The organism is Halalkaliarchaeum sp. AArc-GB (assembly GCF_031432225.1).
In the GTDB taxonomy this organism is placed as follows: Archaea; Halobacteriota; Halobacteria; order Halobacteriales; family Haloferacaceae; genus Halalkaliarchaeum.
Genome location: NZ_JAVKGM010000018.1, coordinates 50,964 through 71,991, shown reverse-complemented (window position 1 = coordinate 71,991; position 21,028 = coordinate 50,964). Strand labels below are relative to the sequence as shown.

The window sequence follows — 21,028 nt, the reverse complement described above, 5'->3', positions numbered from 1 at the left end:
TATTACTTCAAGTGGAACCCGGCCCGCGGCATACGTATATTGTAAAATCGCCTCATGCGTGGCCGTAAACCAATCAGGCGGCGGTGAGTGCCGATATTTTCCGTCGGGAGTCATGTCTAGTGGCTTGCTGGCTCCCACCATATTCTCCAATTTGAACCGATGGATGGTCTGATAGTCACGGAACACAGCGAATAGTCGCTTTCGTATTTCTTGTTCGGAAAGGGATTCGTCTTCAATGCCTTCAAACACTTTGTCAATTGCCGGTTCACTATCGATCACTGGGTGTGGTCGCCGGCTCTGATCAATATCGATCGACGAATCTGCATCAAGCAGTGAGAGATACGAATCATCAAGTGCTTCATCAAGATATGCTTTTAATAGTTTCTTAGCATCTCTTGCCTTGGCTTCAGCATTCTTGACTGATTTCCCGTAATGGACAATATCTACACGGGCATCCTTCATTTCGCCAATCTTTTCCTCTAGGACATCTCGTTCAATACCGGAGATTCCGACAGGTGCGTCTAACTCGTCAGCAAAAACCCGAGTAAGAGCTTCTGCTATGGATTCCTTTTTTCCAAACCCGAAAATACTCATCAAATCTCCGTGGAGGTCGTCATGATCCTCCACAATATCCTTCACCTGCTCCTTCGCCTCTTCATACGCCTCTAACTCTTCGCCAGAATATTTGGTTTGTGGCTCAACCGCCGCCTCAAGACCGGTCCAGAAGGCGATCAATCGATCTTCTGGCGTTTCAGTATTCAACCCAATTCCATACCAGTGAAGTGCGCGTATCGCGTGTTCCTGTTGATCAAGTTCTGTGTTCACCGTGTCAAACAGATCATTAGCGATATCGATGGCCAGATCGTCTAGCTGGCCGAACAGATCAGTTTTTGACTTTACATCTTTATCAGCAAGGATCGGAGGATAGGCCTGGCCAAGTATCACACCTTCATCCGAGATATACGATAGAATCCCCACAATAGTCCGTGCCTGATTCTGGTACTTGCCTTCAGCCTTTTTCGAAGCCTGACTCTTGCTCTCTGCTTCAACAGTAAACACTAATTCGCCATCGACAACAGATTGCTTTCCACGTTTGCGTATTGTTGCCTCTCCAATACTGCCGTAGGTGTTTATTTCGGCAGAGCTATAGAGGCGATAGGCGATCTCATATTCTGACATAGATGTACTATCCGCTGTATTGCTGGGTGAACGCAAAAATCCCTGCCTCTTATTGAAAACACAGCAACGCAGTGGACGAAGCCAATAGTAACACGGGTAGCATATCATGACAGTACTCCAGACCCCACTCAGGGATAGCTGCTGAATACAGCCTCTAATATCTTGCACGTCGATTTTAGCGTATCAGCTTACTCCGCATTAGAAAATATGAGAGCACTCGCTAATTCATATCACTCGGTAACCTCCTTGAACTCCCCATCACGACCGGCAAACACTCGAACATCTGGTCGGTCTGATATCGCGGTCAACTGATCTACAATGGCCGGAACAGCGTCGATATCCAGTTCCCAGGGAATCGTATTGAATACGATCGCGAGAGTCGTGTCCGTATTCGTGCCTGTATCGAGACGGTAGAGTCGATCGCGAACAAGAACCTGCCCGAGAGCGGTGTCGAACGCCGATGCCTCGAACGTTTTCGCCGTTTGAACGATCCAGTCACTTTCGCCCGTCTCGATGATGGCATCGACCGTCCGGGTGATTATCTCGCCGACAGAACTGTCTACCCCATGCGCAGGCGAGTCGGGAAGTTGTGATTTCCCGACAACAACATCTCGATTAACAGTGCCGTCAACGACATCTGCTGTGAGGAACTTCTCGATGACGGTTCGCTCACGTTCGTCTTCATCCATGTACTTCTCCTCGATCGCTTCCAGCCCGTGATTGGCGACCTGATCGAGAAATCCGAGTGTGGTATCCGTAGCGTCGACGTCAGCCCCATAGCCGATTTGATCACCGCGGTGGATTGTCGCCCAGACGAGTCCGTCGTCGATGATGCCAACGTACCCATCGATGTCGACGTGTTGACCACTGGCTTTGAATGCCTGTGACGGCGATTCGTCGATGTTCGAGCCGAGCGTCCGGTTGTAGTGGAAGTCCCGGTCGTAGACGTCTTCCGGCGAATTCTCGCGTATGCCTCCCGGGAAGACCTGAATCGACCCATACCGATTGTTCACCCGCTCGATCTCGACTGTGATGCCGTACTTGTCGGAAATCGTGTACAGGAGGTCGATTATCTGCTCGTGATCGTCGTAGTTTGGTGCGTCAGCATAGTATCGAAGCTTCATGGCTCTTCAGTCCCCCGTTCGTCGGACGCCCTCGCGTCAGTCAGTCGGTTTTCGACGTCCTCGAGACAGTCGGCTACCATCGACGCTCCTTCGAGAGGACCCTCGACCTCCAGCGCTGCTCGATACAGTTCCGCAGTACGCTCCAACTCTTCGATCGATAGCTCGTCGGACTCATCGAGCCAGTAGCTATCCGCGAGTTTCTTGTACGCCCAGGGATCCTCGGGGTACTCCTCGATGAGCGCCTCGAACTCGGCCCTGCTGTCTGTGGTTCTACCCAGTTCCGCGAGCGAGTCGGCGACGAAGTGACGAAAGTCGAGCAGGAACTCGTCGTCTGCGTCCGGGAACTGGTCGCAGACCTCCCGACAGAACTCGAGTCGGTGCTCGTGATACGCCGGATCGTCCTCAGCGGCGGTGGCAAGATCGCTGTCGAGCGATCGAATAAACGCCTCGAGCGAGAGAAACGTCGGCAATGTTCGGTCTGCCTCTTTGATAGTCGTACTGTCGTCGGGTATGACAGCGAGGATGTATTCCCAAGCAATTAGCCACTGATCGCAGGCCCCAGCACGGTTCCCCTTCTCCCGAAGATCGCGTCCCTCTTGCACAAAATCGTAGATCCGTTCTTTATTCGGAACCTCGGGTGCCCAGCGCTCCCAGAGTTCCTGTGCCGCCATCCAGATGAAGTCCTGATCGTAGCCCGTGGCGTCAACCTCGTATTCGGCTTCCCACTGCTCAGAGAGTGTCGTCGCCGAATCGAGGTCTTCTGCTCGGTTCCGAAACGCCGCCTCGTTTGTTTCGATGCCGTGGTCCTCGAGCTTCGCGACGATTTCGTCCGTCGAGAGTGCTTCGATATCACTGAGTTCCCATGCATCGGCAGAATAGGTGCCGTCTGATGAATTGACTGTTCGTTGCTCACGCTGGATGGATTGACTGGCCTCCGTGTCCTCGTCGGTACTACTTTCCTCTTCGCCGTGTTCGTCGACGTATTGCTCAACTCGCTTTTGATCGATCCGACTCAGTTCGTCACGTTCGTGGGCCTCGTAGAGATGCTCACGAAGCGCAGTCTCCTCCTCGAAGGTTTGCTCACAGTAGCGACAGTCGCTCATTGGTCGAAATACGTAGGCAGGGCGGTAAAACAACTGGTGTCAATACGACTTCCCCGACGAAGCTACCAAGAATCACGTAGCCTGTGATATAGTACCCACCAAAGCGTCCACCTTACCAAGTGACTCGGACGAAAGGATTCTAATCGCTTGGTAAGGTAGCTACTCCATCCGTGTTCGGTGAACACTGTCGGTAATATTTCTGGATTCGTCACAACCCCGAAGCTACTGCTAATGAGACCGAATTCAAACTTTTAAACCAGCGGATCCAAATCCTGAAGTCCGCGGATTCAGTGCTTACAGCCATAACCGGACACAGATGGGTAACTGATGATGAATATTTTGTAGGATTCTAAGTGGTGAGGGATACCTATTTAAATCTGTGGGTACAATGTATGTACAAGAGGGTTGTGCCAATGGGAACGACACGGGTCAACTTCAGACTGCCAGAAGACCTCATCCAAAAAACCGACGTCGCAGCTGAAATCACGCACAAAAACCGGACAGAAATTCTCAAAGAAGCACTCCAAGAATACCTCGAAGACGTCGAAGACGACGAGAAGTTCAAAGAAGCAGTTGTCGAACTCTATCTCGACAACCAAATCAAATTCGCCGTACTCAAAGAATTCATCGGACGACAGGACGCAGAAGCAGTCAAAGCCTCCAAAGCACTTCTCGATCAAGGCGACGAACTCGCAGACGAACTCGCAGATCTCTAAAAAACCGGTATACGGGACTTGAGAATGATTGTCGTCGATACCAGTGCCCTCATTACAATAGCGTCTATCAACCTCCTCAACCACCTTCTGTCCGAATACGACGTCCACACCACAGAGACAGTAATTGAAGAACTTGAGAAGACCGCGGAATACGACGACGTTCATGGACAAGCTGCAAAAGACGTATTAGATCAAGTAGAGCGAATTGAAGTTCACAACATCGATGAATCCAGTTTTCAGTCGTCCAGAATCGATAAAGGCGAGGGGACAACAGCCTCGCTCGCAAACGAAACACAGGCTGACTTCCTGATCACAGATGATCTACGAGCACTTCCTGAACTACAAACGGTGACTCACTCCAACGTCGTGATCTCCCCGATCTTACTCAAAGCACTGGTCAAACGAGACATCTTTGGACAAGAAGAAGCGCTGGAAAAATTGGAGGAGGCCGCAGAAAATCGGGACTGGCTTGAATCGCCAATCTACAGAAAAGCCAAGAACTTCTTCCAGTAGAATCAATCTGTTTCTCTTTGCCGAGGCTATATCAAAAGCTACAGTCTACTGTGTAGATGAATGATCGCGGACAAGATCGAACAGGCCCAGCTCAATCCGGAGAAGGATTATCATCTGCAAATGGATCTTCGTCGAGTCTTACGATTGATCAAGTCGGATCGGGATCACTCGGACGTCATTGATTCGGAGTTGGAAGAACTGTCATCGGATCATCCGATTTACCGTTTGATCGAGTCGTTTGCTGTTTGGGAAGAGTCTGGTCATCAGGAATTTGAGTCCGGTATGAGTTCTGCATTGGATGCCTTGGACGATCTATACGAGTTGTCTCTGGAAGAGAACTGGAACAGTGTAGCCAGTTACTCCCTGTTGAAATCGATTGAGTTTCGTGAAGAGCTGGGCGGATTCGATCCTGCAGACCAGTTTGAGGATGTTCTCGACTTTCTGAACTCGAATTTTCTAGGGGAGTCTGATGTACACCTTGGTCAACTTGGAACCCACGTACGGAAAATGCTTGAGCACCTTGATAAAATGGATGACGTCTCCATCCAATCCTTGCTGCAGCTTGTGGAAGATCGGGCGCAGCATTTGAGAGAAAATAAGAGGTACATGACTGAACGCGACTATCTCGAATACCAAATCACTATCAAGAGCCACTTGGATAAGGATATTTCCGACGAGCAGGTACAGATGATTGAGTCGTTTGAGAACGAATTAGAGCAGAAAAACTCGGCGCAAAGCCTTCTGAAAGCAGATATTTTAGAAAGAGCTGTCGCAACGTGTCAACCATATCTTTCTGATGAGAAGGAGAACAGGTGGAGACTGCGAATCCGTGAACTCAATAGAGAAGCAGTCAATGAAATGCCGGGAATCGAGCACGAGGTGGACGTAGGTGATGATGTTTCCCGTATTGTTGAGCGATTCAAAGAGGTGAGAGAAGAGACGAGTTCTTGGGAAGCGCTCGCGATGCTGCTGTACGCACCGATCGGACAAGGAAATTTTGAGAAGTCGTTAGAAAACGCTGGCGAGACACCGGCAGCTAATATGTTGTCCCGTAACGTGATTTCACCAGAAGGCGATTCTGTAGGTTTCGAACCAGGAATTGAACAAGATGGTGAACGAGCACCGTCCGGTTACATCGGGAGTATGAGAGTTGCAAATCATACGTTGGCCGTAGCTCTTCAACGTCTTATCGACGAAAATCTGTTATTTGAAGCCGATTTCTACACCGTGCTCTCACTAATTCCGGGAATCTCGATACATGATGAAGCGTTCCTCACAGACGCGCTCATCAACTTTTTCGAAGAAAAATACGCCGAAGCAGTTCACTTGGCAATACCTCGGTTAGAGAGTGTTACAGCAAACGTCTACGAAGAGATGGGTAAAGCACCAACCAAAAACCAAGGAAACGTCTACCAGCAAAAAGGGTTAGGTGGCTTGTTCGGACTGATCGAAGAAGATGTCAGTCTGAACTTCGGAAAATATCTTCAGTACAGATATACCAACACCTCAGGCCAAAACATTAGAAATCGTGTAGCACACGGACAAATCAAATACGGTGCAAACGACTACAAACTAGCCTCAACACTACTATTAGACATATACAGAGTCGCAGCCAGAATCTCAGCCACTTACATCGAAAGTAATGACTTGAATTGAATCTGGATGATCTGTTGAACAAAGACCGCTCTGTACAAGAGGTCGTCAAACAGGACAGAAATATTATACAACGGAGAATGTTGGAGAACAATGTACGGAGAGCCGGTAACTGAATGTCGTTCTAGGATTTGAAGGAAATGTTATAAGCCTAGGCCGCGATACTCATCTACACGGTCGTCCCATTCAGCGTATGGAACGGAATCTGGGGCATTTTCGAGGAGAAGCGTTCCGTCATCAAACGCAATACGCATTCAGTGTGCGATACGTTCTGGGAGATACTTGTCCTTGCTGGGGTAACTGGATCCCCCAACGACAAAGCAATATGATCAAGACCATTTATTCAATTTTCATCCGCCTGAGTTGACTTAGAGGGGTTTATTTCGACTCTTAGTCGACTTAATAGGAATCAATCATACTTAGATAGTCAATCCGCGTCTGCAAATCCGGTTTCTCCTGTACGAGACATACCAATATCTGTCTAACTCAACAGGAGTATAACATAGAAAGTCTCGCAGGGCCTTCTATCCAATTCTTGCCAAGACTTGCGTGCAAGATGGAGGACGCCAGGACGCATATCTTGCACGAACTATACTAAGTTAGCAGAAATCGTGACGTCGATACAGGCGAACTTGATCAATCTCATGTGATTGAATAACACAGTAGAGTAATAACCGACTCCCCACAAGACTATCGCATGGAACCGGGAGCCATGACCCTCTACCGAGGGTGCACGCCGGTAGTCGATACCCAGTATCGAAAAGACGGATCAGAGACTCCAGCAAAGGTAATTATCGACGCGGTAGCGGAAGCAGCTAATGTTGAACCAGTAGAGTTGCCTCCCCTGTACGAGTTCATTGATCCCGACTCCCTCAACACTCTCTTCCAGCAACACGAGGGGGCCGTTGATTCCGAGGCCGTCCTCAGCTTCAGGATCGACCACTGGAACGTCTTTGTTCGCGCCGACGGTCGAATCCGCGTTTGTGATAGTACACAGCCGACAGAACCGCAACCCGTGTTTGAACCTAATCCAGCCTAAGGCGGATGGGTTCACCGAATTTGGCCTTGATGAACTCCTTTGCAGGGGCTAGGATTCAACAATTTACTGAATAAAGAGCGCGCATATTCAGCAGCGAAGTGGTGACAGGCCCCGGTTACTTGTCATGATCGTCAGCGATCTGTTCGAGAAATGGACGAATCTCGTTGAACCTTCGACCTCGCCGTACTTCGTCTTCGATCCTGTCGAACTCGACAAGTCTCATATCCGCTAATTCGGGGAGTAGAACGTGATGGAGTTCGTAACAGATCGTGAGGTACTCCCAGGAGCCGAGAATCTCTTTCTTTCGAAGAATCGGATCTGCAGACATCGTGCTCTCGTCCAGTAGCGCACGTAATACTCGCCACTGTTGTGCTGAGAGCACACGTTCGATGCGATCACCGTTACATCGTTTGTCTCTCACGGGCCTGTTATCTGCCACGACCAGTACCCCTCGCCGTCGGTCACTCCGAGCGGTCGTTCTTTTCGACTTCCGTGACGATTACGTCCCAGTCCGGATGGTCTACCCCATTCCGACATTCGAATCCGCCTTCTACATCGATTCCACTCTCGTAGGCTCTGCGAAGGAGCGCTTTCAGCTCCGCGTTCAATTCCTCCTTCGACGTAAGGGTGGTCTCCTTAGAAGTCATATTCCCGCGCCTTTTTCGTATTTCTCCGCAGTCGGTTCGTGTTCTGATGTAATAGTAATCACACCGTAGCTGTGTACGGTTATCGCATGGCCTTCGTGCGTGAATGTAACGTGGGAGTCCCCGTTCGTCCCGTAACGAACTCGGACGAACGCATCTAACGCATCGGGGTCAACAGTGGAATGGAGCGGGTCCAGTTCAACCGGATCAGTCCCCATTACGTCCGCCAGCGTTGCGATAACAGCCATGCTCGCGGGTGTCTTCTCGTGATCGAACTGGGTGCGAACAGTCCCAGATTCCTGAAAGTACTCGACTGTTTCGACTCCGACCCCAGCTACCTTCGTGTCCATCTTGCCTGATTCTAGCCGTCTGAGTCGGTTCAATAAGCATACTGATTATACAGTGGGTTTATTTAATACCGCCAGAGCACTCACACCGAACTGCTAAGCGTCGCTCCAATGAGGCGTCGGTGTCCGCGTCGAAGGCGTGATGAAAGCGATTGCTGGGTGATGTCGAGTTCGTCAGCGATCTCTTCGAGCGATGTCTCGCGTGGGGTGTCGAAGTAGCCCCGTTCGTAGGCCAATACCAGTGCTTCGCGTTGGGTCTCGGTCAACTCGTAGCCCTCCCCCTGGATCGGAAGCATTGCGTGGACGGTGGTGATCGCTATCGGAATGTCGTTTTCCTGGCAGTACTCTCGAAACTCAGCGAGTGTCTCCTGGCTCTCGCCGCGCACCTCGAATCGCCACTCCTCTTTCGTTCCGATTCCGGAAAGCACGACGACGTTGGCCTCGGCAAGCGCACTCAGGATGCCGAAGTACTCCTCTTCCCACTCGGCACGCATGAGATACTCGTCTTCGATGCTATCGACCAGTCGGATGTTGCTCACGCCAGCGTGTTGTTCGAACGCAGCTTCGACGTCCTCCGTTTCCGCACCGCGAACCCAGAAGTACGGGATAATCAGCGTCTCGTGTGGGATGAGTCGCTCCAGTTCGACTGTCACACCCGGCAAATTCTCGAAGACACTCCCCAGTGGAAACTCCTCTACCGGACTCGTAAACTCCATCACAGTCGCCATGCGGAAGCCTTCGCCCGGCAGGCGGATAACCGGCATGGGTGGTGTACCATGGCGTCGAGACGAGACAACACACGGTTGTTGATCGTTATCGCGCGTTCTACGAATAGGTAGTCCTCATCGAATTCTGGGAAGCCATGGTACACCATGTCATCTCCTTTTGTACGCCCCTAAGTAATCTAGTCTCACAAGCGAGCATGAGCGTGATAACGGAGGTTCGAATCCCGTCCGATGATTTCGAACTCGGACAAATCCTCAGTTTAGAGCAAGCATCGGCAATCGAACTCGAAACGCTCGTCCCGAGTGGAGACGTGACCGTGCCGCTCTTCTGGGTCTACGAGCCGGTCGAAAACGGTTTTCTCGAAACCGTCGAACGCTATCCAACTGTCAACAGCGTCACGGAGGTGGACGTCTTCGACGACAGGACGCTAATCAGGATCGACTGGGATGCGAGCCAGGACCACCTTTTTCAGTGCATCTTGGAACACGACGGGCACATACTGGGTGCGACTGGATCACCGGAAGGCTGGAATTTCGAGATGCGGTTTTCTGACCGCGAAGCATTAACTCAGTGCCAGGACTGTTGTGAGGACGCACACATCTCCCTGGAACTAACTCGTATATACAATCCGACCGACCCCGAGGCCGGTCCGTGGTACGGTTTGAGTGAGCCACAACGAGAAGCGCTCACGCTTGCGGTTCGAAGGGGATACTATGATATTCCACGGGGCTGCACGACCGCGGAGTTAGCTGACGAGCTTGGTATATCTGATCAGGCTGTGACGGAGCGACTGCGTCGCGCCATCGGTGAGTTCGGGAGGCACGCACTTCTCACCTCTGAGCCAGTTGCGGAAGTAGACTGACTGTTACCTTTACACACCATGGGACAGAACCAGGCAGTTGGGCCCATGCTATGTGAGTATGGATGAAAATCAAGAGCTGGGGGCACATGATATCCAGTCAATTGATGCGGGTTCCGGTTCTTCGGAGCGTGAGAGAGCGATCTCCCCCGATACGATTCTGTCGGTAGTAGCGAACGAACACCGACGCGCCATCCTCAACGCAGTGACCAATGCCTCCGAGAAGACACTGGCATACGATGTACTCGTAGATCGCGTTGCAGACCGGGTTCGAGACGAAGACGAACGGGCGTCCGACGAACAACGACAGCGTGTCCGGATCGCACTTCGCCATACCCATCTTCCAAAACTGGAGGAGGCCCGGATAATCGACTACGAGGCTGAGACGGGACACGTCCAGTTTGTTGGCGGTGAACTGGAACGGGATATCCTGACGCTGGTCGAGCCGTACGACGTCCACAAGTGACAGACGGGTGTGATCGAGGATGAGTAGCTCCAGTTTCAAACATATATCACCTATCTTAGAATTTGTCTAATCCGAGTTCGCCAAGGTCCTACTTGAACCCACTCGTGCAGGGTGAGCCTTACCAGTCCGAGAGAAAGGTAGGAGCTGGTAGTAAAGTAAATTTCAGAAAGCAATCGACGTACGTTGGCCGTCACCCTGTCGTCTCGACTCACGTTGTGCGGTAAGTGTGCCTAATACCGTCATCCACCGAGCCACCAGCCGTAGAGCTTCTCCTGCTCCTCGACTTCGGATTGCTTCATCGATTTGCCGTACGTCTTCCCCTTCAGAAGTTGTCGTTCGACGGCGTTCGCGGCGAGGCGGATCGCGTGTGTAGCGCCGTAGCCTTCGCCGTCGGCGGTGAAGTAGCCCCGATCGGTGACCAGCCGGATCCGTGCTAGCACGAGCGGCACGCCCCGCCTCTGTTCCTTGTGCTCTTGCAGTTCGATGCTGGCCTTGATCACCTGCATCTCGCCGTACTTCGAGGTCACGTTCTCGATCAATGCCGAGACACCGTCGTAGTCCATACCATCGAGCAAGTCGATACCGAATACTTGCACGGGGTGACGTCCGTTGTCCCGCTCCCAGGTGAGCGCCTTAATGACGTCTGTCGTCGTAACGATGCCGATGGGCTTGTCCGTCTCGCTGTCAGTGACGACGAGCGAGGAGATTTCCCACTCGAACATCGTCTCGACCACCTCGTCGAGCGTTGCATCTCGCCCGATGGTTACGACCACATCGGACATCAGGTTCTGGACCGGCAGATCGAGCATCCGATCGGAATCTCCCTCGCGCGCGCCGAAGCCCCCGTGGCTCCCACCGGCGGCTTTCCCACCGCCCCCACCGCCGCCGAAGTTGCCGGATGAACCTCCCTGACTCTGACTCCCTCCTCGTGTCGTGAACTCGATGACGTCGTAGAGACTTAGCATCCCCACTACTTCGTCGTCCCCGACGACCGGGAGATGAGCGATGCCCGATTCCCGTAGCGTGTTGAGTGCTTTCCCGATACCAGTCTCAGGGGGCACGCTGACCAACTCGGCCGAGTACGCCTCGTCGACGGTCGCCGCGTCGAGGAACGGGCGGACAGCCACGAGGATGGCATCTGCGGTTACGACGCCGTGGACGCGGTCGTCGTCAAGCACGGGAAGTGTCTTGGCGTCGCTCCCGATCATGAGCCGTGCGACCTCGCGGACGTCCTCGGTGCGTTCAACGACCGGGACGTGTTGCGCCTGGGTTCCGACCTTCTTCGAAGGCTGATTGGACGAGGATGCCAGCTGTCTACGGCTGACGATGCCGCGATACTCGTCTCCGTCCGTAACGACAACAGCATCTAATTCCTGGTTCTCGAACGCTCCTGCAACTTTAGAGAGAGGTGTCCCAACGTCGAATTCGGTGAACGACGTGGAAACGATCTCGGTGATGTCCATCTTGATTCTCTCTTGTTAGAGGGCCGCCATACGGTTATGACTGTCCCACCGCCGGGGTGAGGAGCCGTAAGCTCGAACTCAATTCCAGTGGGCAGATTCGATCACGGATCAGGAGTTGGTCGAAATCGACTGCGAGATAGAGAGGGCAAGGGCACCGTAAGAAGGGGTGGAATCGGAATTCACCTCCTGTAATTCGGCAGTAGAGTGTTTGATACTGCTATCCCACCGTGATATCAACCTTTTTACTGAGCCATCAGCGGATATATTTTGTAAGGCCAGGCAACTCCGATTTCGTTGGTGTCGTTACCGGACAACGGTGACCGGAACGGTAGCATGCTCGACGACGTCTCGCGCCACGCTACCCAAGAACTCGATGGTTCGTTCCGACCGCCCTCGGTGACCGACGTAGAGCGTCTCGAACGCTCCCTCCTCAGCGTAATCCGTTATAATCCTCGCTGGTTGGCCGTAGCGTAATTCGCCCGATACGGTTAGTCCTCGTTCCGCGGCAAACTCGATCGCCTCGTCCAAGATCTCTTGACCTTCCACCTCCGCGGCGTCAAAGCTATCGATGATCAGCCTGTCCCGACGGTCAGATTCGGAGACCGGCTCTCCACCGCCAGTATCATAGATATCCGGTTCAATCGCGTGGATCAATGTGATTGATCCGTCGGTCGCGTTAGCAATATTCGTGGCGTACGAAAGCGCCCGATTGCTCTCCTCGGATCCGTCAACAGCAACGAGCAGTTCCATACCGAACCATTGGGGCCAGAGCCGTTAAAATGGTCGTCTAATCTGACGATCTGTAAACGATTCTCCTCCCCTCGGAGCCCGACCGTCACATCGGCCAAGCGGAAAGATCATAGAACCTTTCGAACACCCCGTCCACGACGAATCAGCTTCGATTTCAACTTTGGGTCCTCTGTGAGATATCTCGCTGCTGCATTCGTGTGATGTATCTATCAGGCCGACCGAAACATGTCTGGAAGAGACTATTCTCCAGCTCAGTAGATATGAATCTGGAAATTGGGTAACCAGTAATGGCTTCATCTGTCGGTAGGCGACGTCTTACGCGTTGATCAGGCGGTTGTGGACTTGTTCATAAACGTGAGTGCTGTTTGTTTCGCTGCATCGAGGTCTTCATCGATTCCAAGATCCCCGTTCTGTCCTGAATGGTGAACGTAGTACCCCCAGGCATTCGCTCTCGCTTCCAAGACTTCGTTAATACGCACGGTCATCCCGGTATCTGCCTGGCGGTAGATGACCGTCGTATACTCTCGGTCCATCATGCTATCGTAGGTTGTCTGCTCTGATTCCACCACCCAATCTGCCGGCAGCTCCTGTTTTGAACTCATAATCATCTATTTCTCTTCAGTCGTGAGGGACAGTGGTGTTTTGCAGGACTCCGCCACACTCGGGGCATCGACTCATGTTCTCGGACGCTTTGACACCGTCTCCACACTCTTGACATACGTACAGCGTTGTTCGGGAGGATGTGGGGTGAGTTTCTACCATCATCAACTAGAAGGCCTGAAGACGGATAAGAGACGTGGGTGGTACGCTGCGACACTCACAGCGAGCAGAAATCAATGGTGGTGTACTCCGTTCTGTACCTGTGCGTGGTGAATTTGCGCGTTGAGTTCAACACTCCGATCGAGTATTTCGAGATGTATCGAGAACAGTTGATACCGTTTGCTGCCGGTGATACTGGACGTCGCCACTACCGGGAAATCACAGACCACTTAGAGACGATGCAAGAGTTGGTTTCCGAGAGCCGGTTTGAGGAGTTCGTCGAGTTCCTCAAAGAGAAGCATTCGAATCGGCCAGCATTCCTTGACGAACTCGAAAAGGCCGGGTTTTGAGTCACTCGGTAACTTGCTTGAACTCCCCATCGCTACCGACGAACACGTGGACATTTGGTCCGTCTGCTCTCGCAGTCACCTGGTCTACTGTAGCTGGAACAGCGTCAATATCCAGTTCCCAAGGAACCGTATTGAATACGATCGCAAGCGTCGTGTCTGTATCATCGCCCGTATCGAGACGATAGAGACGCTCACGAACGAGGATCTGACCGAGAGCGGTGTCGAACGCCGACGCTTCAAAGGTCTTCGCTGTTTGAATGATCCAGTCGCTTTCGTCGGTTTCGATGACGGCATCGACCGTCCAGGTGATCAGCTCGCCAACGGAGCTGTCCACTTCATGGGCAGGGGAGTCAGGTAGCAGCGATTCGCCGACGGTTACATCCCGACGAACGGTACCGTCGACGACATCTGCTGTAAGGAACTGCTCGAGGACGGTCCGCTCGCGTTCCGCCTCGTCCATGTACTTCTCTTCGATTGCTTCTGGTCCCTCGTTAGCGACCTGATCAAGAAATCCAAGTGTGGTGTCCGTAGCGTTAATGTCCGGGCCGTAGCCGATTGGATCACCGCGATGGGTTGTCGCCCAGACGAGTCCATCGTCGATGATGCCAACGTATCCGTCGATGTCGACGTGTCGACCGCCCGGTTTGAACGCCTGTGACGGTGATTCGTCGATGTTCGAGCCGAGCGTTCGGTTGTAATGGAAATATCGGTCGTAGACATCTTCTGGCGAGCTGTCACGGACCTCTCCCGGAAACACCTGGATCGAGCCGAACCGGTTATTTACTCGCTCGATCTCGACTGTGACGCCGTACTTGTCGGAGATGGTGTAGAGGAGATCGATGATCTGTTCGTGATCTTCTGAGTTCGGCGTGTCGGCGTAGTATCGAAGCTCCATAATCTTTCAACTCTCCCTCTCGTCGGACGCTCCCGTGTCAGCGAGTCGATTCTCGACTTCATCAAGACGATCAGCCACTATTGACGCTCCTTCGAGCGGGGTATCAGCCTTGAGCGCTGCCTGATATAGTTCTGCAGTTCGCTCTATTTCTTCGATCGTCAGGTCATCCGAGTCGTCAAGCCAGTAGCTGTCTGCGAGTTTCTTATACGCCCAAGGATCCTCGGGATACTCCTCGATGAGCGCCTTGAACTCGGCCCTGCTGTCAGCGGTTCTGTCCAGTTCCGCAAGCGAATCGGCGATGAAGTGGTGGAAATCAAGGAGAAATTCATCGTCAGCGTCGGGGAACTGCTCGCAGACCTCCCGACAGAACTTGAGTCGGTGCTCGTGATACGCCGGATCGTCCTCAGCGACGGTGGCAAGATCGCTGTCGAGCGATCGAATGAACGCTTCGAGCGAGAGAAACGTCGGTAATGTTCGGTCTGCCTCTTCGATGGTCGTAATATCGTCGGGTATGACGGCGAGGATATACTCCCAGGCAGTTAGCCACTGATCGCAGGCCTCAGCATATTTCCCCTTCTCTCGGAGATCGCGTCCCTTCTGCACGAAGTCGTAAATCCGTTCTTTGTTCGGAACATCTGTCGTCCAGCGCTCCCAGAGTTCTTGTGCCGTCATCCAGATAAAATCCTGATCGTAGCCCGTAGCATCGACCTCGTATTCGGCTTCCCACTGCTCTGAGAGTGCTGTCGCCGAATTGCAGTCTTCAACTCGATTCCGAAACGCCGTCTCGTTCGTTTCGATGCCGTGGTTCGCGAGTTTCGCGACGATTTCGTCCGTCGAGAGTGCTTCGACATCACTGAGTTCCCACGCATCAGCAGGATAGGTACCGTCTGGTGGATCAACTGTTCGTTGCTCACGGTTGATGGATTGATCGGCTATCTGATTTTCCTCTCTGCTACCCTCGTCCAAGCCGTGTTCCTCGACGTATTGATCGACTCGCTTCTGGTCAATCCGGCTGAGTTCGTCACGTTCGTGGCTCTCGTAGAGATGCTCACGGATTGCAGACTCCTCCTCAAAGGCTTGCTCGCAATAGCGGCACTCGACCATTAGTCGAGAGCTACGTACGCAGGTGGAAAAACCAACAGGTGTCAACAGGATATGCGGGCCTGACGAGGAAGTGCGTAGCCTGTGACGTCACCTCCAACGAAGCGTCTACCTTACCAAGAATTAGATTCCTTTCTTCGAATCGATTGGTAAGGTTGGAGCAGCACTCCAGACTCTACGGCGGTGTGGGGGCTATTCTACCTCTTCGGGCGCTGGTTCCTCGAAGTGGAGCGCCTCTTGGACGGCATCGGGAAGCGATGGTCGCGGAGCCGTTTCGTGGCGGCGAACCTTCTCTGATTTGTTCGTCTCTTCGTAGACTGCCCGGGCAACCGGGACACCACGAAGGAAGTTGTGTTCGTACAGTACTTCGACGCCACGTTCGGTCGGGCCCCAAAATCGAGACGGCAGATCACGGGTCGATTTGTTCGGCTCATGGACGTAGACGTCCAGCATACCAGCCTCCTGGAGCGTCTCGAGTTGATCGAGGATCGCTCCTTCGTTTTTCTGGATCATGTAGGCGAGTTCAGCCAGCGACGCGAGATGGTGGGGATGGCCCAGCAAACACTGGACGATCAGATGGCGAGTCTCCTGGGAGAGCAACTCCCGCATTTCGCGCTGTTCGGCGAATGGATCGTCGAAGGTGTCGCCCGCCGTGTGGCTCATACCGAAGTATAGCATGGCTCGGCATATAACGGTTCGGGACAACTGAGTCAATAATAATCTTGAATAACTAAGTTAATCAGAAGATGTATTACTGAGCCAATTGTGGGGTGCTATATGTCGACGCCGTCTGTGCCGCCAAACGCTGGACAGATTATGCAAGCTGTCCGTCACGCACTCCGCGATACCGATATCAATCCGACAGAGGCGATGGACATTCTCTCGTGGGCGCAAGAGGAACTTCCGGCTATCTACGAACGGGATCAGACTGCGTATCTCGTCTTGGGTAGTTATCGATCACCGTATATCCGCCGTGTTCGCTCGGTGAGCGACCGCCTCAATCGACGGTATGGAACCTATGCGTTTGTGATCGGTGACCTCGACGATATTGAGATTCCACGACTCCCCGAATTTCGCGTGAAGTTCCACCTCACAGCAGCGCTCGCTGACTATATCGCGAGCGTCATCGAACAGGATGCAGGTGGTGAGATTAACGAACTTGGAAAGATCTCCGAGACTGAGTACTTCGAGAAAGCGTATGTGCTCCCGCGAGGCTACCAGTGGGAAACCGAGTCCAACCTGCAGGACAAAGAAGACGTGTTCGCTGCGGCAGCCCAGATTGAGACCGCAACTGGAGCGGGCAAAGAGACGAAACAATCCGAGTTAGCGGCACTTGTTGATCGGGCGTCTTCCGCTGGAATCGATGTGACCGTTACTGAACTCACAGAGTGGCTTGCCGATCATGATCCAGAGGTTCCCTCCTATAGTTGGGTCCATTTGAATGATTTCCGACTCTTCGAGTTACAGGACCGGTGTTATCCGTGGCTGACCGAAGATGAACTGCTGGAACGAACCGACGAATTACCTGGCTCTCCACGTCCTCGGTGGGAGCAATAGTCTCATTTTGACACATTATCTCAAAAGGACCCTTAATCGGAGGGAGAGATCTAAAAATGGAATGATAGAAGTGACTGGTAGCTTATATTTCGGCAATTTCCGCGATCTCTTTAAATACCAAATTCGTACATCGAATGTAATTTGCCTGTTGGGCATCGTTCCGGGAATTTATGTAGGAAGGCCCGAAATATAGGCAATAGCCACGGTGTCTAAGCCAATATAGACGAGAAAAACCGGGATTGGCCGTGCTTGCTGGCGATTTCCGTTCGTGAGCGAGGCGTGCCCTCTCGAGGCAATGACCGGGGTTCAAATCCCCGTCGGAGCACTGCAGCGAACGAGTTTTACGCGAGAACTTCAGCAACTACTCTGAAGAGGAGGCTTGGACTCGAAATTCACGTCATTCTCGACGCTGGATACGGGACAATCTGGAGCTGAAAAGACACGCGTTAAATAGCTCCTTCCGCTACGGCGTACCATGTCGGAGGCAACGGATCTCGAGGAGCTCGAGCACGGGACGGAACTCATCAAACGCGGGTTCGCTCGCATGCAAAAGGGTGGCGTGATCATGGACGTCGTCGACCGCGAGCAGGCGCGCATCGCCGAGGACGCCGGCGCCGTCGCGGTGATGGCCCTCGAAGCGGTTCCGGCCGACATCCGAAAACGAGGCGGCGTCGCCCGGATGCCCGACCCGGCGAACGTCGTCGAGATCATCGATGAGGTTTCCATCCCGGTGATGGGGAAGTCCCGGATCGGCCACCGAAAGGAGGCCGAGATTCTCGAAACACTCGGCGTCGACATGGTCGACGAATCCGAGGTACTCACCCCCGCCGACGACGCCCACCACATCGACAAACGCGAGTTCACCGCCCCGTTCGTCTGTGGCGCACGCGATCTGCCGGAGGCACTGCGCCGCATCAACGAGGGCGCCGCGATGATCCGCACCAAAGGCGAAGCCGGAACCGGCGACGTCAACCAGGCAGTCAAACACCAGCGCACGATCAAAGAACAGATCCGCACGCTCACTGGACTGAACCACGAGGAACGGGATGCGTGGGCCCGCGAACACGGCGCACCCCGGGAGCTGGTTCACGAAACCGCCGAAATGGGTCGACTTCCGGTGGTCAACTTCGCGGCCGGCGGAATCGCTACGCCCGCCGACGCGGCGCTTATGATGCACCACGGCTGTGATGGGATCTTCGTCGGCTCCGGGATCTTCGGCGCCGAACATCCCGAAAAGATGGGCACCGCGATCGTCGAGGCGGTCAACAACTGGGACGATCCGGAAACGCTCGCCGAGATTGCCACTGACGTCGGCAGCGGTATGCGCGGCGAGTCCACCGCCGACCTCCCCGAGGACGAACGCCTCCAGAACCGCGGCGTCTGAGCGGAAAGCAACGCCAGTCAGCGATCCAGCACCGTCGCACCGGGACCGATCTCGGTCTGATACGCCCGCGCGTCCACCCCTTCCTCGACGAACGCGTCAACCATCGCCCCGGCGACGGATCGTCGATCGGGTTTCCGACAGCAGGCGAGCACTGCTGGACCGGCTCCGCTTACAGTGACACCGGTCGCGCCGGCGTTCAGGGCGGCGTCTTTGACGGCGGCGTAGCCCGTGATGAGTTCGGCTCGGGCCGGCGTCACGACTGTGTCGACCATCCCTTCGCCGACGAGTTCCGGATCGGACCGACACATCCCGACCGTGAGCGTCGATGCCCGTCCGACCGTGCCGACGAGCGACTCGATGTCGACGGTCTCGGGCACGACGCGCCGGGCGTCACGGGTCGACACTGCGACGTCTGGGAGACACGCTACCAGTGGAATCGACGCGTCAACCGATCGGATCCCGTCGCTCGAGGAAACCGTGAATCCGCCGAGCAGCGACGGGGCGACGTTGTCCGTATGTGCGGTGCCCGAGACTACTGCCTCGCCCTTTGCGGCGATCGGTACCAACTCTTCCAGGCTGTTCCCACGGTCGTACAGCCGGTCGAGCGCCAGCGCCGCGCCGGCGGCCGAGGCCGCCGAGGATCCGAGTCCGGACGCCGGACGGACCCCCTTGTCGATGCGGATGTGTGCTGGCGCGGAAAGCGCCTCCGCGACGGCACCGACGACGTTCGATTCCGGGTCTTCGGGAATGTACTGGGCCCCCGTGCCGGTCACTTCGATCGTCGTTTCCTCGGCGCGTTCGACCGCCACGACGTCGGCAGGATGCGACAACGCCACCCCGAAGACGTCGAAGCCGCTCCCGAGGTTCGCACTTGTCGCCGGCGCCCGGACCGCGATCATAGCAACCCGTTCCACAACGCCGGGGAAAAATGTAGCGAACGACGCAGTCGGAGACCGCGTCCGCGGGCTGTCGGGGGAATCAGTCCTCCGCGGTGTACCACAGAACGGGCCCCACGAGCAGCAACACCAGTCCGAAGAACATGTACCACAGCGGCACCAGGCTCTGGGGGGTCAGCGCGAATACCAGCCCGAACGCCGTGACGTTCAACGCGAGTACTTTTCTCGAACCCAGCGGCAGGCTTCCGAGGACCGCCAGTCCGAACACCAGAAGAAGGACCTGCCCGATGTGGTACTCCAGCAGGATGCTGTCCACGAACTGCAGGGGAATCATTACGCACGTATCAGCATACCGTCCCCATTAACGTTCCGCTCCCGGACGGAGAAGTCGGGTGAGATCACTGCGAGGAGACAGATCAGTTGGCGGGCCGACTCGCCTCGGCGACTGCCGGCGGGACGTCGGCTTCGAAGAGCCGATCGCCACACCCATCGCAGGTCGCCGCGACGACGTCGTAGCTGCGACAGCAGGATTCGACCACCCGCTGATCCAGCGACACGACGTCGTCACATCTCGGACACGTTTCCAGGAACAGTCGCAGTCCGCCGAGCAGTTCGCCCCGGTGTGCGACCGGAACTGCGGTCCAGCCCTCCCACCGCCGGGCGAGAGCGTCGGCCGCAGCCATGTCCGCGACGAACGCGGATCTGGACTCCCAGCGTCCGATCCGTTCGTTCCCCAGGTGGGCGACGAACGCGAGTCCGCGCCACTCGAAGCCGAGTTCACGCCGCGATGGATCGGTCTCCTCGACCTTCAGGAAGTCGGCAAGCAGCGCCTCGTCGGTGTCGGCGTCGGAATACTGTCGGGCCCGATCTATCCACTCGGCGGCGAACGCGGGCTCGACGACGAAATCCTCCGTGTCGGGGTCTTCGACGAGCACGCCCGCAGAGAGCAACGTCTCTCCGATGTCGATCGAGTCACCCGTCACGACCGGCCGAGCGGTCTCTTTGCCGAACCACCGGAGCACGCGAGCCGGAAGGTATCGCTTCGTGAGTGCTGGCGTCCCGGGAACGAGGTACCCACGTAGATAGATCGCCCCCAGGGAAACAACGAGAACCGCCACGCCCAGCACCGGCTGGAACACACCAGCGGCGATCGCAAGGCCCCCCGCGATCACGAGATTGACACCAGTGCACGGCAGACATCGGTTCTCGCCAGTGTACTCCGGCTTCGCTATCGACGCGACTGTCCGAGAAATAACCTCGATCATACCTTCCGGAGGTCGTTCCACAGGGTAGTTATGGTGACCGTACCGTCCGGAAGGAGTTCCGTACCGTCGCTCAAAACAGCGCGAAAATGCCGTACGGCACGAGGAACAGGACGACGAAAATCGCCACGAGAATGATGGCGTAGCTCACTACCATCGCTCCGGCCGTCTGCCACGCGTCGTGTTCGAACTGGGAGAGTTCCATATCTAACGGTTCGAGGGATGTCCTATAAGAGTGTCGT

The 21,028-nt window shown here is 54.5% G+C and carries 27 protein-coding genes and 1 pseudogene; 9 read left to right on the top strand and 19 right to left on the bottom strand.

Features of this window, described 5'->3' with window-relative positions; genetic code table 11:
* The 3 genes from RH858_RS14665 to RH858_RS14655 form a co-directional block, all read right to left on the bottom strand.
* Positions 1-1,179, bottom strand: a 1,179-nt coding sequence (locus RH858_RS14665; RefSeq protein WP_310562276.1) for a HEPN domain-containing protein, incomplete at its 3' end; no start/stop codon positions are given.
* A 230-nt stretch (positions 1,180-1,409) separates the two neighbouring features.
* The gene (locus RH858_RS14660; protein ID WP_310562275.1) at positions 1,410-2,303 is read right to left on the bottom strand and encodes a hypothetical protein; all 894 of its coding nucleotides are present in this window, start codon (positions 2,301-2,303) and stop codon (positions 1,410-1,412) included.
* Positions 2,300-3,406 carry a tetratricopeptide repeat protein gene (locus tag RH858_RS14655; RefSeq protein ID WP_310562274.1) on the bottom strand — a complete coding sequence of 369 codons (1,107 nt, stop codon included), beginning with the start codon at positions 3,404-3,406 and terminating at the stop codon, positions 2,300-2,302. Before RH858_RS14655 ends, RH858_RS14660 begins: the two co-directional genes overlap by 4 nt.
* A 392-nt stretch (positions 3,407-3,798) precedes the next feature.
* Here RH858_RS14655 and RH858_RS14650 point away from each other — a divergent pair, with 392 nt between their 5' ends.
* Genes RH858_RS14650 through RH858_RS14640 form a run of 3 tightly spaced genes read left to right on the top strand, consistent with a single transcriptional unit; the run spans position 3,799 to position 6,291 of the window.
* Positions 3,799-4,122 carry a ribbon-helix-helix protein, CopG family gene (locus tag RH858_RS14650; RefSeq protein WP_310562273.1) on the top strand — a complete coding sequence of 108 codons (324 nt, stop codon included), beginning with the start codon at positions 3,799-3,801 and terminating at the stop codon, positions 4,120-4,122.
* A 24-nt stretch (positions 4,123-4,146) separates the two neighbouring features.
* On the top strand, positions 4,147-4,635 hold the full coding sequence (locus RH858_RS14645) for a hypothetical protein (RefSeq protein ID WP_310562272.1): 489 nt from the start codon (positions 4,147-4,149) through the stop codon (positions 4,633-4,635).
* Positions 4,636-4,695: 60 nt separating this feature from the next.
* The gene (locus RH858_RS14640) at positions 4,696-6,291 is read left to right on the top strand and encodes a hypothetical protein (protein ID WP_310562271.1); all 1,596 of its coding nucleotides are present in this window, start codon (positions 4,696-4,698) and stop codon (positions 6,289-6,291) included.
* Between the two features lie 155 nt (positions 6,292-6,446).
* Here RH858_RS14640 and RH858_RS14635 read toward each other — a convergent pair.
* Positions 6,447-6,542: pseudogene (locus tag RH858_RS14635) on the bottom strand (hypothetical protein); the annotation flags it as partial.
* A gap of 458 nt (positions 6,543-7,000) precedes the next feature.
* Here RH858_RS14635 and RH858_RS14630 point away from each other — a divergent pair.
* Positions 7,001-7,327 (top strand): HalOD1 output domain-containing protein, encoded by a 327-nt coding sequence (locus tag RH858_RS14630; protein ID WP_310562270.1) that lies wholly within the window; start codon positions 7,001-7,003, stop codon positions 7,325-7,327.
* A 115-nt stretch (positions 7,328-7,442) separates the two neighbouring features.
* Here RH858_RS14630 and RH858_RS14625 read toward each other — a convergent pair whose 3' ends face one another.
* The 4 genes from RH858_RS14625 to RH858_RS14610 all read right to left on the bottom strand — a co-directional run bounded on the left by RH858_RS14625 (position 7,443) and on the right by RH858_RS14610 (position 9,046).
* A complete protein-coding gene (locus tag RH858_RS14625) occupies positions 7,443-7,655 on the bottom strand; it encodes a hypothetical protein (protein ID WP_310562269.1) in 213 nt (70 codons plus the stop codon).
* Positions 7,656-7,788: 133 nt separating this feature from the next.
* Entirely contained in the window at positions 7,789-7,974 is a 186-nt protein-coding gene (locus tag RH858_RS14620) for a hypothetical protein (RefSeq protein ID WP_310562268.1), read from the bottom strand.
* Positions 7,971-8,321, bottom strand: a complete 351-nt coding sequence (locus tag RH858_RS14615; RefSeq protein WP_310562267.1) for a HalOD1 output domain-containing protein — start codon at positions 8,319-8,321, stop codon at positions 7,971-7,973. Before RH858_RS14615 ends, RH858_RS14620 begins: the two co-directional genes overlap by 4 nt.
* 80 nt (positions 8,322-8,401) lie before the next feature.
* Positions 8,402-9,046 carry a helix-turn-helix domain-containing protein gene (locus RH858_RS14610; protein ID WP_310562266.1) on the bottom strand — a complete coding sequence of 215 codons (645 nt, stop codon included), beginning with the start codon at positions 9,044-9,046 and terminating at the stop codon, positions 8,402-8,404.
* A gap of 194 nt (positions 9,047-9,240) precedes the next feature.
* Between RH858_RS14610 and RH858_RS14605 the strand changes: the two genes are divergently transcribed.
* A complete protein-coding gene (locus RH858_RS14605) occupies positions 9,241-9,906 on the top strand; it encodes a helix-turn-helix domain-containing protein (protein ID WP_310562265.1) in 666 nt (221 codons plus the stop codon).
* 202 nt (positions 9,907-10,108) lie between these two features.
* Positions 10,109-10,369, top strand: coding sequence for a hypothetical protein (locus tag RH858_RS14600; protein WP_310562264.1), 261 nt, complete (start codon positions 10,109-10,111; stop codon positions 10,367-10,369).
* 239 nt (positions 10,370-10,608) lie between these two features.
* Here the strand turns inward: RH858_RS14600 and RH858_RS14595 are convergent, their stop codons facing one another.
* From RH858_RS14595 to RH858_RS14580, 4 genes are all read right to left on the bottom strand, one after another.
* Positions 10,609-11,832 carry a CBS domain-containing protein gene (locus RH858_RS14595; RefSeq protein WP_310562263.1) on the bottom strand — a complete coding sequence of 408 codons (1,224 nt, stop codon included), beginning with the start codon at positions 11,830-11,832 and terminating at the stop codon, positions 10,609-10,611.
* 303 nt (positions 11,833-12,135) lie between these two features.
* Positions 12,136-12,582, bottom strand: a complete 447-nt coding sequence (locus RH858_RS14590; RefSeq protein ID WP_310562262.1) for a universal stress protein — start codon at positions 12,580-12,582, stop codon at positions 12,136-12,138.
* Positions 12,583-12,908: 326 nt separating this feature from the next.
* Positions 12,909-13,184, bottom strand: coding sequence for a hypothetical protein (locus RH858_RS14585; RefSeq protein ID WP_310562261.1), 276 nt, complete (start codon positions 13,182-13,184; stop codon positions 12,909-12,911).
* A gap of 16 nt (positions 13,185-13,200) precedes the next feature.
* Positions 13,201-13,344 (bottom strand): rubrerythrin-like domain-containing protein, encoded by a 144-nt coding sequence (locus tag RH858_RS14580; protein ID WP_310562260.1) that lies wholly within the window; start codon positions 13,342-13,344, stop codon positions 13,201-13,203.
* Positions 13,345-13,418: 74 nt separating this feature from the next.
* On the opposite strand from RH858_RS14580, the gene RH858_RS14575 reads away from it, so the two are divergent.
* Entirely contained in the window at positions 13,419-13,691 is a 273-nt protein-coding gene (locus RH858_RS14575; protein WP_310562259.1) for a hypothetical protein, read from the top strand.
* Between the two features lies 1 nt (position 13,692).
* Here RH858_RS14575 and RH858_RS14570 read toward each other — a convergent pair whose 3' ends face one another.
* The 3 genes from RH858_RS14570 to RH858_RS14560 form a co-directional block, all read right to left on the bottom strand.
* Complete coding sequence (locus RH858_RS14570) at positions 13,693-14,586, bottom strand: hypothetical protein (protein ID WP_310562258.1); 894 nt, start codon at positions 14,584-14,586, stop codon at positions 13,693-13,695.
* 6 nt (positions 14,587-14,592) lie between these two features.
* Positions 14,593-15,690, bottom strand: a complete 1,098-nt coding sequence (locus RH858_RS14565; RefSeq protein WP_310562257.1) for a tetratricopeptide repeat protein — start codon at positions 15,688-15,690, stop codon at positions 14,593-14,595.
* A gap of 189 nt (positions 15,691-15,879) precedes the next feature.
* Complete coding sequence (locus tag RH858_RS14560) at positions 15,880-16,350, bottom strand: ArsR family transcriptional regulator (protein ID WP_310562256.1); 471 nt, start codon at positions 16,348-16,350, stop codon at positions 15,880-15,882.
* 114 nt (positions 16,351-16,464) lie between these two features.
* Between RH858_RS14560 and RH858_RS14555 the strand changes: the two genes are divergently transcribed.
* Together RH858_RS14555 and pdxS are read left to right on the top strand one after the other, a co-directional pair.
* Entirely contained in the window at positions 16,465-17,244 is a 780-nt protein-coding gene (locus tag RH858_RS14555) for a hypothetical protein (protein ID WP_310562255.1), read from the top strand.
* A gap of 475 nt (positions 17,245-17,719) precedes the next feature.
* Positions 17,720-18,628 (top strand): pyridoxal 5'-phosphate synthase lyase subunit PdxS, encoded by a 909-nt coding sequence (pdxS, locus tag RH858_RS14550; RefSeq protein WP_259536356.1) that lies wholly within the window; start codon positions 17,720-17,722, stop codon positions 18,626-18,628.
* A gap of 17 nt (positions 18,629-18,645) precedes the next feature.
* Here the strand turns inward: pdxS and RH858_RS14545 are convergent, their stop codons facing one another.
* From RH858_RS14545 to RH858_RS14530, 4 genes are all read right to left on the bottom strand, one after another.
* A complete protein-coding gene (locus tag RH858_RS14545; RefSeq protein ID WP_259536355.1) occupies positions 18,646-19,527 on the bottom strand; it encodes a homoserine kinase in 882 nt (293 codons plus the stop codon).
* Between the two features lie 79 nt (positions 19,528-19,606).
* Positions 19,607-19,858 (bottom strand): hypothetical protein, encoded by a 252-nt coding sequence (locus tag RH858_RS14540; RefSeq protein ID WP_259536354.1) that lies wholly within the window; start codon positions 19,856-19,858, stop codon positions 19,607-19,609.
* An 82-nt stretch (positions 19,859-19,940) separates the two neighbouring features.
* Entirely contained in the window at positions 19,941-20,789 is an 849-nt protein-coding gene (locus RH858_RS14535; RefSeq protein ID WP_310562254.1) for a hypothetical protein, read from the bottom strand.
* Positions 20,790-20,859: 70 nt separating this feature from the next.
* Positions 20,860-20,991 carry a hypothetical protein gene (locus tag RH858_RS14530; RefSeq protein ID WP_259536352.1) on the bottom strand — a complete coding sequence of 44 codons (132 nt, stop codon included), beginning with the start codon at positions 20,989-20,991 and terminating at the stop codon, positions 20,860-20,862.
* Positions 20,992-21,028 lie beyond the last annotated feature (37 nt).